At 35.1% G+C, this 14,204-nt stretch carries 11 protein-coding genes; 4 read left to right on the forward strand and 7 right to left on the reverse strand.

Annotated features, from left to right (window positions below):
- Positions 1 to 8: 8 nt before the first annotated feature.
- Positions 9 to 602 (reverse strand): DedA family protein, encoded by a 594-nt coding sequence (locus JFU20_RS12850; RefSeq protein WP_002010251.1) that lies wholly within the window; start codon positions 600 to 602, stop codon positions 9 to 11.
- Between the two features lie 478 nt (positions 603 to 1,080).
- Here JFU20_RS12850 and JFU20_RS12855 point away from each other — a divergent pair, with 478 nt between their 5' ends.
- Positions 1,081 to 3,864 (forward strand): tetratricopeptide repeat protein, encoded by a 2,784-nt coding sequence (locus tag JFU20_RS12855; RefSeq protein ID WP_201038676.1) that lies wholly within the window; start codon positions 1,081 to 1,083, stop codon positions 3,862 to 3,864.
- Between the two features lie 43 nt (positions 3,865 to 3,907).
- Here JFU20_RS12855 and lepB read toward each other — a convergent pair whose 3' ends face one another.
- The 3 genes from lepB to JFU20_RS12870 form a co-directional block, all read right to left on the reverse strand.
- Positions 3,908 to 4,444, reverse strand: coding sequence for a signal peptidase I (gene lepB / locus JFU20_RS12860; RefSeq protein WP_002010249.1), 537 nt, complete (start codon positions 4,442 to 4,444; stop codon positions 3,908 to 3,910).
- A gap of 287 nt (positions 4,445 to 4,731) precedes the next feature.
- Positions 4,732 to 5,412 carry a lysoplasmalogenase gene (locus tag JFU20_RS12865; protein WP_002166998.1) on the reverse strand — a complete coding sequence of 227 codons (681 nt, stop codon included), beginning with the start codon at positions 5,410 to 5,412 and terminating at the stop codon, positions 4,732 to 4,734.
- Positions 5,413 to 5,535: 123 nt separating this feature from the next.
- Positions 5,536 to 6,486 carry a DMT family transporter gene (locus JFU20_RS12870; protein WP_002125011.1) on the reverse strand — a complete coding sequence of 317 codons (951 nt, stop codon included), beginning with the start codon at positions 6,484 to 6,486 and terminating at the stop codon, positions 5,536 to 5,538.
- A gap of 426 nt (positions 6,487 to 6,912) precedes the next feature.
- Between JFU20_RS12870 and JFU20_RS12875 the strand changes: the two genes are divergently transcribed.
- Positions 6,913 to 8,838: a heavy metal translocating P-type ATPase gene (locus JFU20_RS12875; protein ID WP_201038677.1), complete on the forward strand. Its 1,926-nt coding sequence runs from the start codon at positions 6,913 to 6,915 to the stop codon at positions 8,836 to 8,838.
- 183 nt (positions 8,839 to 9,021) lie between these two features.
- On the opposite strand, the gene JFU20_RS12880 is transcribed toward JFU20_RS12875, so the two are convergent.
- The 3 genes from JFU20_RS12880 to JFU20_RS12890 are packed head-to-tail and all read right to left on the reverse strand — an operon-like array spanning position 9,022 to position 10,928.
- Entirely contained in the window at positions 9,022 to 9,888 is an 867-nt protein-coding gene (locus JFU20_RS12880) for a YihY/virulence factor BrkB family protein (RefSeq protein WP_002010242.1), read from the reverse strand.
- Positions 9,889 to 9,894: 6 nt separating this feature from the next.
- On the reverse strand, positions 9,895 to 10,410 hold the full coding sequence (locus JFU20_RS12885) for a DUF4075 domain-containing protein (RefSeq protein WP_002167008.1): 516 nt from the start codon (positions 10,408 to 10,410) through the stop codon (positions 9,895 to 9,897).
- 53 nt (positions 10,411 to 10,463) lie between these two features.
- The gene (locus JFU20_RS12890) at positions 10,464 to 10,928 is read right to left on the reverse strand and encodes a low molecular weight protein-tyrosine-phosphatase (protein WP_002167009.1); all 465 of its coding nucleotides are present in this window, start codon (positions 10,926 to 10,928) and stop codon (positions 10,464 to 10,466) included.
- Between the two features lie 175 nt (positions 10,929 to 11,103).
- Here JFU20_RS12890 and JFU20_RS12895 point away from each other — a divergent pair, with 175 nt between their 5' ends.
- Together JFU20_RS12895 and JFU20_RS12900 are read left to right on the forward strand one after the other, a co-directional pair.
- Positions 11,104 to 11,328: a DUF1128 domain-containing protein gene (locus JFU20_RS12895; protein WP_002010236.1), complete on the forward strand. Its 225-nt coding sequence runs from the start codon at positions 11,104 to 11,106 to the stop codon at positions 11,326 to 11,328.
- 192 nt (positions 11,329 to 11,520) lie between these two features.
- Entirely contained in the window at positions 11,521 to 14,187 is a 2,667-nt protein-coding gene (locus JFU20_RS12900) for a cation-translocating P-type ATPase (RefSeq protein ID WP_201038678.1), read from the forward strand.
- Positions 14,188 to 14,204: the final 17 nt, after the last annotated feature.

Below are 14,204 nucleotides of genomic sequence, written 5' to 3' on the forward strand. Positions count from 1 at the left end.
AACCGCTATTAGCGGTTTTTCTTTTTCTTTATGTAAAACCATACAATGCATGTAACAACTGCTGAGATGATTAAAATCCATATTCCATAATGATGTAAACTATACTCAACAAATCGCCACTTCTCTCCTAACTTCCAGCCAAGTCCGATAAAAACACTTATCCAAATGAGCGCACCACCGTAAGCGTACAAGCAAAAACGCCAAAATGTTAAATTTGAAACTCCCGCAAAATATGCTGTTAAATGACGTACTCCCGGTATAAAGTAACCAATCATTAAAAGAAATGGACCGTATTTTTCAAATAAAATATGTGTTTTTTCAATATGATGTTCCTTAATTCTAACTTTCGGACCATATTTTTTTAAAACAGGGAGCCCAAGTTTTAAACCTAATATGTAACTTAATGTAATGCCAAGCATTGCACCTGCCATTCCACTTAAAAAAGCAGCTGTTCCGGACATAACTCCTTTTGAAATGTTATAGCCAATAAAAGTCAACAAAAACTCATCCGGTATAGGTAATCCAACAATCCCGCCAGCTAAAGCTATAATAATTCCAAAATAACCATAATGTGCGATTAACTCGCCAATATGTTGTTCCATTCGGAAGACACATCCTATGCACGATCGTTATTCCATATTGTGCCCATTCTATCTTTAAGACAAACATGGTATACATATTCACTATACATTGTTTTTATAATGAACTCTACTTCTATTCCATTCCTTAAACAGAGATTTAATCAGTGGTTTTTTTTATCCATCCTCACTGATTATTAGCCTGAACCAATTGGGATTTTACGGGCAGCAGGGCTCCCACTTAACTTCCTTGCATTCGCTCAATTTTGGAGTAGAAGTCTTACTGCCTATAAATAGCGAGATAAAAAAATAAAAATTCATAGGCTTATTTTTTTGTTACAATAAAGGGAAGTTACTTTTTGCAACGGTTTAACTCTCAAGAAAAATGATATATCTAGCAAAAACATAGTTTGGTCTATATAATGCAACTTCTACCTATTAGAGTAACATGCACCCTTTTACATACAACATCATTTTTCTAAATTATACAGGGGGAACGAACATGACCATTGAAAAACAATTTATCCAAAAGATTTACTATAAAACATTTTTAACAGAAGACTCTTCCATTCCGGTAGCGGAAGTACTCGGTGAAGCATATATAAATGAATCAAAGAATGAATTCTCCAATATATCTAATATTCGCTTTGCACAAGGTGAAGTTTATTTTCAAACTAACGACTTTGAAGCCGCTATATTCAAATGGGAGAAAGTAAATAATGAACTTGCTCTCTGGGCTATGAAGAATATTGCAGATGCTTATTTCGAATTAGATTTCTTGCCAAAAGCAGAAGAAATTTATACATCTATCCAAACAGAAGATACAACTCTTACAATGGAAGTTTCCCTACAACTTCTTTCCCTTTATATAGAGCAAAATCGTTTAGGACTAGCATTTAAGACGATTAGCGAAGCTGTTGCATTTCAACCAGACTATCCAAATATTACTGCAATCGCTCGATCGTTCTATGAAAAACAAGAAGATTGGAATAACGCTATTGAACTCGCTGTTCAAGAAGGAATTCGAACAAAATCATTACACTGGTTCGATACTTTAATCAATTATGTGAACAGAGGCTTTACTAAAAAAATTAAACCTGAGTATTTCTATGAATCTTTAAAAGCCTTATATACAATTGATCAAGTTCAATTTAAAGAGCTTGTTATCTCACTTTGGAACAGCTATGAAAATGAATCATTCCATCTACCTTGGATTCAAACAATAAATCACCTATTCTTACATGTTGAAGTAGATGCTCATGACGATTGGAATGAAATTTCTACTCGCTATCAAGAGACGTACTTCGAATTGATTACTGGACAACATTTCATTCACGAATTACAAGGACTTGTACCAGATTTATTAACAAATTGGTTTAGTTTAATGAGAGCGGAAGATTCTTTACTTGTCTCCGCAGCAGTATTAGCATGGAATGAAGTTTCACCGACAACTCTAGAATCATTACTCGTAAAAAGCGCATGTGCCTTACTTTCAAATGCATCAGCTCATGCAAATGTTGATATGGCAGACGTATCAGCATTATTTGAAACGATTGCTGTATGGGCTGAGAAGAATGATGTAGATTTAGGTCATCAATTCACACTACTTGTTCGTGAGTTATACGATTTAACTGTTACACAACTTCTAGTAGCAGGATCTAGCGATTATGATAAATCAGCCTTTATTAACTCTATACTAGGAGAAAATATATTAAATGAGGCTATAACAACTTCAATTACATTTAAAGATGATAGTCAAACTGAAATAACGGAGCTTACAGAACTAGATATACGAAATATACCAAACTTTGACGAACTTCATAACATACTAGCGGTACCTTCTCAGTCAAAACTAGAAAGAAAATGTATTGAAGTTAAATTACCAAGTAGATTTTTACGAAAAAATAAGTTTTCATTCCTTGTCACACCTACTGTGCATGGACAACTTGACAAAAACAGCTCTCACTTTGAATACTTACAGGCAGCAGATAGTCTCATCTATGTCCTAAATTCAGCTTCACCATTACATGATGAAGAGCTCGATACATTATTATATATTCGTGAGCAAGTACCAAATTTACAAATTAAATTCGTCTTACAAACAATTGATACGAATACTAGTGAAAATATCACGAACAGCATTAAAAAGAAAATACTCGTACATTTCCCAGAAGCACACTTTTTCCCTTACTCTCCTTCACAAGAGAGTAGTGAACAGCTAGGTAACGTAACAGACTCTATTCTTTCTAACCTTACTCAGCGTAACGTGGAAAAAGAACGCATTGAAAAATTATTATGGTTTATCCAAAAAACAATTGCATACCTTGTAAATGAACGTGTGGAATTAGAAAATACGTTAGTGAAATCCGTTCGCTGGAATAAACATATTTTAGTAAAACTTGATGGTTTTATTAATAATCTTACTGCCATTCAAAAAGATAAAATTCGTTCTATTACAGAATCTTATCTCTTAACGAAAGAAGAGATTACGCAGGATATACATTCTCAAATTCCTGAATTGTTGCAGAGTTGCTCTGACCTCGTTCAAGAAGATAGTGATTTCAAACTGGTCCATGAAGAACTAAATGTAGCAATGAATGAAAGAATTCAAAAACATGTACAGCAAGTGCTTCTTCCTAAATTTACTGGATCTATTCAAGAATGGATTGAAACTGCTCATAATGAATTCATTCAAGCTCAGGCTTATTTAGATGAAATGAGCGATACCTTTAATAAGCTCTATGAGGAAGAGCGTATTAAACTTCCTTGTGATTTCAAATTACTAGATGACTGGGATAGAGATGTTGCAAGAATGACGAATAGAATTACAGTAGCTAACATCAATATTTTATTACGCTTTACACCGACACAATTCTTCTTAAAGAGTGCAGGGAAATTATTCGGTAATATGCAAAAAAATCAATCTATGCTATCAAATAAATATAAACAATATATTGAAACAGAAGATTATACAGAAGTTGCTCAGATGATTTCAAAACAATTCTTCCTTCAATTTGAAGTATTTGAAGGTGCGCTAGAACGGGATATCATGATGTTCTTTAAAGACCCTCTTAGCATATTGAAACAAACCGTAGAAGCGGCCCAACTTGAAATACAAGAAGATGAGCAAACATTAACAAAGCTAAGAACGAACCCAGAAACTTATCATGATCCTTTAACACTCTTTAAATTGCAATTGTTACAACGAAAATTCATGTTAAATATCGACCAAAATAATGAACATATTGCTTCACAAGAAACAATAAATAAAACACCAACTGTTTAAATAAGAAAAACCAAGCAACTAATTCGCTTGGTTTTTCTTATTTTTAATCTACAATTTTCACATGTTCAAATGGATAATATATCGCCATGAACTTTCCTAATACTTCTGTTCTATCAATGAGCCCTAAGCCGTTCCTACTATCCCTACTAACTAAACGATTATCTCCCATCACAAAAATTTTATTTTTAGGAATTGTAATCGGTCCAAAATCTTCAGTTAAATTGATAAGTAATTTTTCTGCCTGTTTTTTATTATTCTTTAAATACTCTTCATTTTTCACTTGATGATTAACATATAATTGATCATTCTTCATCTCAATTACATCTCCTGGCAATCCAATAACTCTCTTCACATAGAAATTATCTGTCTTCACGACAATAATATCCTCTCTCTCATAACTTTCAAATCTCTTTGCAAGTTTATTAATAATCACTTTATCTCCATCTTGTAACGTCGGTCTCATCGATGCTCCTTTTACAGTCGTAGGGAAAAACAAAAAGATTTTTGCCAAAAACACTAATAAACATGCAATTGCAATTATTTCAAAGAATTCACGCAAACGTTTTTTCTTTTGCATCATTCCACCATCTCATCATCTTTTTATTTTTATTATAAGTACTCCGACTGGTTAATTTCCACAAAATTCTGAATTATAACATTAGAATATTACAAATATAAAAATAATAATCCCTATAAATTCACTATTTTTATATACTATGTTTTCCATCTATCAAACAGGACTTTTCCTATGAAATTTATGCTTAGAAAGTATAAAATACTGCACAAATTAAACAAACAAATATAATAGCATAGCAATAAAAAAGATACTCTCAAAATAGTCTATCAACTATTTTTGAGAGTATCTTTTTATAATCCTACATATACAATACACATCTGCGCTGCGACATATGTAACCCAAATCCAAAGCGGTTCATACTTCAGTTTGCGCCCTCCGATATCTGTCACGCCGATAATAAAATCAGAAATCACAAACAGTAAACCACCAAGTGCTGGTATCCACCATATTCCTATATTCTCGTAATATAAGGCAAATGCAAAACATGCCATTCCTCCAACCCACAAACCGTAAATTAGAGCGCCTATTGTAAAAAGTTTGTCTTGTTTTTCATTTCGAATAAAGAAAAACCACCCTATAATTAGAAAGAGTCCGTATACGAGTAAACCGATCCAAAAACCATTCCATGAAATACCTGTTTGTAAAAATGCTTTCACATAGAAACAATGTGCAAGAGCGAAAGTAACCATTCCTCCAATTAATCGATGACCAATTGGAATTAATCCTGCCATAAATAAATCCCCTACAGTTGATAAAGTCATACCGAGTGCAACCCACGTACTGTACTCAGCCGATGGATCTTGTAACCATATCCAAATTGCACTTCCTGTTAAAGAAAAACTAAGAATAAGACGAATCGCTAAAGGTAACGGCATATTATTTCTCGTTCTCTTCGTCTGTCCTATTGCATAAATTGCTCCCATTAAAAAAAGAATAATTTGCCCGACTAACACAATGTAAAGTACATTCATAATATGTTCTCCTCAATAAATGCTTTATTCTATCTTTTTTCGTTACATATATCACGTTCTCCTTTTTCTATGTAAAAAAAGAAGAACAATACTGTTCTTCCATTTTAATCGTTTTTCTGTTCTCTATGCTACTTGTTTTTCTTGCTCAACTTTCTTTTTAACCGGGTTACGATTTACTACAATAATTCCCGCTGCGACACATGCTAAACCAAATAGTACAAAGGAATGGATTGCTTCCCCTAAAATTAGACTTGATAGTAGCACACCAAACACTGGTATAAAGAACATATACATCGAGACTTTCCCTACTTTGTTATACTTCATAATTGTATTCCATATACAGAATCCGGCTGCTGATAAGAACGATAAATATATGAGCATAAGTATTGCATGTAGATTAAATGTGAATGGCATCATTCCAACTTGAAATGCACCTATACATAGCAACCCAATTGATCCGAAAATCATCTGATATGCTGTCATATACCCAATATCTAATGTTTTACTACCTTCTTTCGCTAATATGTTTCCATACGAATACATCATGGCTGCCCCAAGAAGTAATAAGCTACCTATTCCAAAATGAAATGATAAACTTCCATCACTCGGTACATTCACTAAAATCACACCGCAAAAACCGATAGCTACTCCAATTACTTTTCGCCTATTTAGAGCATCATCTTTATATAAAAAGTGTGCGAGTAAAATTTGAAAGAATGATGATGTTCCTGAAATAATCGCTCCTTCAATTCCTGAGCTGTAACTCATTCCAATATAAAAACATATATATTGAAGAAAAGTTTGAAACAAGCCAATTTGAACTAACTGCTTTCCTGTTCCTTTTTTGAACTTCATATCTTTTCCTAACGCTTTAAAAAATAATAAGAGCATTACACCAGATAAGAAAAAGCGATAGCCAGCAAATAATATTTGTTCCCCGACTTCTTGTGGCTGAATTCCAAGTTCAGCATAGCTTAATTTAATAAAGGGAAATGCGCTTCCCCATAAAAATGTTGCTACTATTGCAGCAATAAACACGCCAATCGGATGGGTAAAAAATTTCTCTGTCTTCAACTTGATGTCTTCCTTTCCGACCTTTTTATGAACAATATTCATATATACCAAAGGAAATGCGAAAACACAAGTTTTCAGTTTATCCCGCTATTCGCCGGGCAGTAAAACTCCCACCTCCAAATTCGGCTGGGGCAAAGAAGTTAGGTGGGAGCCCTGCTGCCCGTAAAAGCCCGATTGGCGAGGGCTAATAATCAGCGTGGGATGAACAAAACCACCACTAATTAAAGTTTCACTTTATACTAAAACAAAAACATATCATCTAAGAAAAACATATGCTATACTATAGAATAATTACAACATAATAACTATTAAAATCAGATTCAACAGAAATGCTGCTATCCATTATGGATGGCAGCTTTCGTCGTTTTATAGGGGTTTCGATTTTGATTCTTTTTCTCAATAAGAATTCGGAAGGAGCGAGTATTAATGAACGCAGAAGTAAAAACATTACAAGCACAAAAAGATATTTCTAATCCCTCTTTATGGGATACATTAAAGAAACATTATGAACTTATATTTGCAATCGCATCTGGTATTTTTATTTTAGCTGGTTGGTTATTCACAAAAAATGATGCAATAAGTGCAGGTATTACTTTATATATCCTTGCTTATGTAATTGGAGGATTTGCAAAAGCGAAAGAAGGTATTGAAGACACAATTGAAGAGAAAGAGCTAAATGTTGAAATGCTCATGATTTTTGCAGCTATCGGTGCCGCAGTTATTGGTTACTGGGCAGAGGGTGCTATTTTAATCTTCATCTTTGCATTAAGCGGAGCAATGGAATCTTATACATTAAGTAAAAGCCAAAAAGAAATTTCAGCGCTTCTTGATCTACAACCTGAAGAAGCATTACGTATTTCAAACGGAATTGAGGAACGTGTTCCAGTTGAACAATTACAAATTAACGATATTATTTTAATTAAGCCAGGTGAGCGTGTTCCTGCTGATGGCACTATTCATACTGGTGAAACAAATATTGATGAAGCTGCTATTACAGGGGAACCTATTCCGAATGAGAAAAAATTCGGCGATGAAGTATTTGCCGGCACTGTAAATTTACGTGGTGCTATTGAAGTTAAAATTACGAAGCCGAGCGATCAAACATTATTCCAAAAGATTATTCGTCTCGTTCAAAATGCACAAAGCGAAAAATCACCATCACAACTATTCATCGAAAAATTTGAAGGAACATACGTAAAAGGTGTACTACTTGTTGTTACGCTTATGATGTTTGTTCCTCATTTCTTACTTGATTGGAGTTGGAATGAAACGTTTTATCGCGCTATGATCTTACTTGTAGTCGCTTCTCCTTGTGCGCTAGTTGCAGCCATTACACCGGCAACTTTATCAGCAATTTCAAATGGAGCGAGAAACGGTATTCTCTTTAAAGGTGGTATTCATTTAGAACGTCTAGCTTCAGTAAAGGCGATTGCCTTTGATAAAACAGGAACATTAACACAAGGAAAACCTACTGTAACAGATGTATATGCTCGAGAAGGCATAGCAGAAAGTGAATTGCTTTCTATTACAGCAGCCATTGAAAGTCACTCTACACATCCTTTAGCAGAATCGATTGTTAAATATGCAAAACATGCTTACGACATTACGATAAAAAAACCAGAAAACGTTGAAGATGTAACTGGTTTTGGATTAAAAGGAATATTAGAAAACAAAGCTTATAAAATTGGTAAAGCTGATTTTATCGGGGAAGAAACAAAAACATTTCATAATGGCATTTCTGCCTCACTTGAAAAAGAGGGGAAAACTGTCGTTTATATTAGTGATGAGGGTGGTATTCTTGGACTGATCGCTTTAAAAGATACCCTTCGCCAAGAAACAATAGCTGCTATTCGTGATTTACAAAACATTGGTGTCAAAGCAATCATGATTACTGGTGATAATGAAGAAACAGCAAAAGCAATTGCCAATGAAAGTAATATAAAAGAATATTACGCATCATGTTTACCGGAAACAAAAGTTGAAACGATAAAGCAGTTAAAAGAAAAGTATGGCATAGTCGCCATGGTTGGAGATGGTATAAACGATGCACCTGCACTCGCTACTGCTAGTATTGGTGTTGCAATGGGTGAAGGAACAGACGTAGCATTAGAGACTGCAGACGTTGTTCTTATGAAGAACGAATTATCTCGTCTCTCTCAAGCAATCCGTTTATCAAAACGAATGAACCGTATTGTGAAGCAAAACGTTATCTTCTCTTTAGCTGTCATTGCAATGCTGATTTGTTCTAACTTCTTGCAGTTTTTAGCTCTTCCATTCGGTGTTATTGGACATGAAGGAAGTACCATTCTTGTAATTTTGAATGGCTTACGATTATTAAAAGGAAATAAGTAACGGGTCCCTGATAAAGGACCCGTTTTTTTTTAATGGTAGCTATTGTGACCGTTCGCACTACTACTCGTCTTATGCTTTGGATGCGAACTGCTCTTTTGTTTGTTATTTTTATTATTGTGGTTCTTTTTATTATTACTCATGAAATATCCCCCCTGTTCCTTTTTATTATGGAACAAGAGCCCGTTATTCATTACGGGAATTATTGTCATCCGTTCTATAATGATGGAGTAAACCATTAATTTCACCGCCAAGTAAAATTACCCACCCAGTTAAGTAAAACCATAACATTAAAATAATGATACCACCGAGACCACCATATGTATTGGCGTAATTCGCAAACTTATCTACATAATAAGCAAATGAGTACGATACCACAATCCATCCTACAGTAGCAAATAACGCTCCTGAAATGACTTCTCTTCTTTTTAATTTCCGATCTGGTGCAAACGTATATAAAAAACTAAACAAGGCAAATAGTACGAAGAAACTCGCTACTAACCGTGTAATACTCCACACGTAAGAAAAACTATCTGATAAACCGAGCGCTTTAAACACCGCTGCTCCAATAACTTGTCCGAATACCGGGACAATTAACGCAAAGACAATCATAAAAATGATAGCTAATGTAAACACAATTGATAACGCTCTTGTTTTAATAAAAGATCGTGTTTCTTTCACATCATAGGCGCGGTTAAAAGCGTTCATAACCGCATTCACCCCGTTTGAAGCAAACCATAACATCGATAGTAAACCGAATGATAATAAACCACCATTTTGCTGATTTACAACTTTATCTACGTTTACTTCAATTAAGTTCATCGCATCATCTGGTACATAAACCTCTAATAAGCTAAGCACATCCTCTGTTTGAATGGGAATAAATCCAAGAAGCGTAATTAAGAAAACGAGCCCAGGAAAAATTGCAAGCAAGAAGAAATAAGCGAGCTGTGCTGCCAAGCCCGCTACATCATCGCGCATTGTCCGGTCATATAAATCTTTTCCAAACGAATAAGTGCGATTTCTTCTCACCTTTTCTAAAATTTTTCTCATATATGTTTAAACGCTTTTCTTCTCTTCTTTATCTTGCTTTAACTCAATGTACGCTTCAGTTTTTTTTTCCTCTGCATTTGAGTCTTTCATAAATAATTCACGCGCTTCTTTCATACCGCCATCTTCAGCAACTACCGGCTCTTCTTCTGCTTTAAGCTCATCTACCTTTGGAGATACAGCTTGAATTTCAATCGTTTCTGGCTTTTCTTCTCGCTCAACTTTTCTCTTACTAAAAATTTCTTTCGTTTCTTTTAACGTTTCTACAACAGACGGCGTCAATTTTTTAATTTCTGCTACTTTCGCTTTCACTACATTGAAATCAGCAAGTTCACGTCCTTTATCTGTAACAGTTTGCACTTTTTCTTTTATCTTCGAATTTTCACCAATTTCAATCATCTTTGTCTTTGCTTTTTCTGCCGTGTTTTTTACTTTTTCACGGTTTTCTTTCTTTAACATAGATACAGCTACACCTGCAGCTACACCAATCGCAATGTTTCGAGCAATATTATTTTTCTTTGCCATATTCCTTCACCCTTTCATTTCTTATATTAGAAAGTATTACTTTCTAAGCTTCCTCATATTCCTTGTTCATTTCGAATGAAAGCTACTAGCTTTGCACACCCTTCTGTTACAAGGTCATACACTTCTTGAAAGTTCCCTGTATAGTAAGGGTCAGGAACGTCTGTCCAGCCACCGTCTGGACCAAAATCGGACAGCCTACCAATATAGCCTCCAGTTTTACCTAAACTTTTTAAATCCGCTATATTCTTGTTGTCCATGGCAATAATATAATCAAACTTTGTTAAGTCTTCTTTTTCTACTTGCCTTGCTTTAATTCCTTCAAAAGCGACTTCATTTTCTTTTAAAATTTTTTGTGTTCCTTTATGTGGTGGATGACCAATATGCCAATCTCCAGTTCCTGCAGAATCAATGACAATTTTCTCTTCGAGTCCCTCTTTTACGACAAAATCTCGAAAAATTGCTTCTGCCATTGGAGAACGACAAATATTCCCAAGACAAACAAACAATACTCGGACCATATTTTTGTCTCTTCCCTTCTTGGTGCATTTCTTAATATATATCTATAGTATAAGCAACCAATTATTAATTATAAAGGAAATCCCTACTAATTTAATAGGATTGAAAAGTTTCATTAACGAAAATGATAAAAAAATGTTAAGATAACCTTATGTTATTTTAAAGGGGGACACTTCGGTGGATTTATCCGTAAAATCAGAAGCAAACGTTGAATATATGGTAGAAGCTATTAAAGAAAAATTACGCATGGTTAATGCTGGAGCAATGAGAGCTGCTAGTTTTAACGAAGAAATGTACGAGGACTTACGTGACATTTATGAGCACGTTATGAAACGTGAAACATTCAGTATTAGTGAAATGCAAGCTATTACTGAGGAATTAGGTACATTAATTAAAAAATGACAAAGAGCCTCACGTATTCGAGGCTCTTTTAATTTCAACAAATTCATGACAACTCTTCTCTTTTCCTCCTCACATTCTAAATTACTGTACAATGAAAGTAGAACCTCACCTTAGATTTTTTCTCCATACATACTACTCTAAAAAAATTGCCACACTACCATTGCTAACTGTTTTTACTGGAGGTGCTTACTTATGAGCAATTGGTACAGTAAGACGAAAAATCAAACATTAATCGACCTAGAAACAAATGAACAACACGGTTTAACAGATAAAATCGTAAATGAACGTTTAAAGCAATATGGTTTTAATGAATTAGCTACCAAACAAAAACGTACTTTATGGCAGCGCGTTTTCGCCCAAATTAATGACGTCCTCGTATATGTCCTTATTATCGCGTCCCTTATTTCCGCCTTTGTAGGTGAATGGACCGATGCAAGTATTATCGCGCTCGTTGTAGTTTTAAATGCTGTTATCGGTGTAATCCAAGAATCGAAAGCGGAACAGGCTTTAGAAGCATTGAAAAAGATGGCAACACCTAAAGCTATCGTAAAGCGAGATGGTGAACTAAAAGAGATTCCATCTGAGCACGTCGTTCCAGGTGATATCGTCATGCTTGATGCTGGGCGGTATATCCCCTGCGATTTACGACTTATCGAAACTGCGAATTTAAAAATTGAAGAATCTGCTCTCACTGGTGAATCTGTCCCTGTCGATAAAGATGCAGTCTACCACCCTTCCATGCAAAATGATGAGCAAGTACCATTAGGTGATCAAAAAAACATGGCCTTTATGTCGACGTTAGTAACATACGGACGTGGCATCGGTGTTGCTGTTGAAACTGGGATGCATTCACAAATTGGCAAGATCGCTACCCTTTTACATGAAGCAGACGATGATATGACACCACTTCAAAAAAGCTTAGCACAAGTAGGAAAATATTTAGGATTTGTCGCTGTAGCTATTTGCACTACTATGTTTCTCATCGGTTTTTTACAGGGCCGGGATACGTTAGAAATGTTTATGACCGCAATTAGTTTAGCTGTTGCAGCCATTCCAGAAGGCTTACCAGCTATCGTTTCCATCGTTCTTGCAATTGGTGTTCAGCGTATGATTAAACAAAACGTTATCATTCGTAAACTACCAGCTGTTGAAGCTCTCGGTTCTGTCACAATTATTTGTTCAGATAAAACAGGTACATTAACTCAAAATAAAATGACCGTTACTCACTTTTATAGTGATCGCACATACGACCAACTAAAAAATTTGAATGTAAATAATGATGCACACCGTCTATTATTAGAAAATATGGTTTTATGCAACGATGCCTCTTACGGTGCCGACTCACAAACAGGGGATCCTACAGAAATTGCCCTTCTTGTTGCCGGAAGCTCTTTTAACATTCAAAAAGATCATTTAGAAAATAAACATGAACGTGTTAACGAATTGCCTTTCGATTCTGATCGTAAAATGATGTCAACTGTACATACGTACGATGAAGGCTACTATAGCATGACGAAAGGTGCTATTGATAAACTTTTACCTCACTGTACCCATATCTTTATAAATAATAAACTTGAGGTCCTAAAAGATTCTGATAAAAATCAAATATTAGAAGCTGCCGGGTCAATGTCGCAAGAAGCCTTAAGAGTACTTTCATTCGCATATAAACGATACGATTTAAACGATATGGATATAAATCATCTCGAAAAAAATCTCATCTTTATCGGTCTTGTCGGTATGATTGATCCACCACGTACAGAAGTAAAAGATTCAATTACAGAATGTAAAAAGGCTGGTATTCGCACAGTTATGATTACGGGTGATCATAAGGATACCGCCTTTGCAATTGCCAAAGAACTTGGCATTGCTGAAGAAATATCTGAAATCATGATTGGAACTGAATTAGATAACATTCCAGATACAGAACTAGCAAGTAAAATTAATCACTTAAATGTATTCGCTAGGGTCTCTCCAGAACATAAAGTGAAGATTATAAAAGCATTACGTGCTAAAGGAAATATCGTTTCCATGACTGGTGACGGTGTAAATGATGCTCCATCTTTAAAACAAGCAGATGTTGGAGTAGCAATGGGAATTACAGGAACAGATGTCGCAAAAGGCGCAGCAGATGTAGTTTTAACAGACGATAACTTCTCATCTATTGTGAAAGCTGTTGAAGAAGGAAGAAATATTTATCGTAATATTAAAAAGTCTATTCTCTTCCTACTCTCTTGTAACTTCGGCGAAATTATAGCTCTCTTTTTAGCTATTTTACTCGGCTGGGCAACACCACTACGCCCTATTCACATTTTGTGGGTAAATTTGATTACAGATACACTGCCTGCATTATCACTCGGTGTTGATCCTGAAGATCCAGATGTGATGAAGGAAAAACCACGACATGCGAAAGAAAGCTTATTTAGCGGCAGCGTTCCTTTTCTTATTTTCAATGGGGTTGTAATTGGACTTCTTACTTTAACAGCCTTTATCGTTGGGGCAAAGCTCTATACAGGAGATACAAATTTATTTCCTCTCTTCCCAGATCAAATTGATGAAGACGCTCTATTACACGCCCAAACGATGGCATTTGTCGTTCTTAGTTTTTCTCAACTCGTTCATTCATTTAACTTACGTTCAAGAACGAAATCAATTTTTTCAATTGGGATATTTACAAATAAATATTTAGTCTTCTCACTTCTAATCGGTGTTCTTATGCAAGTGTGTATCATCTCCATCCCACCTCTTGCCAATATATTTGGTGTGCATGCATTAACAATGCGAGATTGGGGATTTGTTCTCTTGTTAAGTATCATTCCGCTTGTTGTGAATGAAATCATTAAATTAGTTAAGAGAAACTAAAAGGCAATGAGGACTGT

Source organism: Bacillus sp. TH30 (assembly GCF_016650875.1).
Taxonomy (GTDB): domain Bacteria; phylum Bacillota; class Bacilli; order Bacillales; family Bacillaceae_G; genus Bacillus_A; species Bacillus_A mycoides.

Bases quoted from the DNA above. Each gene is read 5' to 3' on its own strand.
- JFU20_RS12850 (WP_002010251.1), bottom strand. From the start codon at position 602: ATGGAACAACATATTGGCGAGTTAATCGCACATTATGGTTATTTTGGA.
- JFU20_RS12855 (WP_201038676.1), top strand. From the start codon at position 1,081: ATGACCATTGAAAAACAATTTATCCAAAAGATTTACTATAAAACATTT.
- lepB (WP_002010249.1), bottom strand. From the start codon at position 4,444: ATGATGCAAAAGAAAAAACGTTTGCGTGAATTCTTTGAAATAATTGCA.
- JFU20_RS12865 (WP_002166998.1), bottom strand. From the start codon at position 5,412: ATGAATGTACTTTACATTGTGTTAGTCGGGCAAATTATTCTTTTTTTA.
- JFU20_RS12875 (WP_201038677.1), top strand. From the start codon at position 6,913: ATGAACGCAGAAGTAAAAACATTACAAGCACAAAAAGATATTTCTAAT.
- JFU20_RS12880 (WP_002010242.1), bottom strand. From the start codon at position 9,888: ATGAGAAAAATTTTAGAAAAGGTGAGAAGAAATCGCACTTATTCGTTT.
- JFU20_RS12885 (WP_002167008.1), bottom strand. From the start codon at position 10,410: ATGGCAAAGAAAAATAATATTGCTCGAAACATTGCGATTGGTGTAGCT.
- JFU20_RS12890 (WP_002167009.1), bottom strand. From the start codon at position 10,928: ATGGTCCGAGTATTGTTTGTTTGTCTTGGGAATATTTGTCGTTCTCCA.
- JFU20_RS12900 (WP_201038678.1), top strand. From the start codon at position 11,521: ATGAGCAATTGGTACAGTAAGACGAAAAATCAAACATTAATCGACCTA.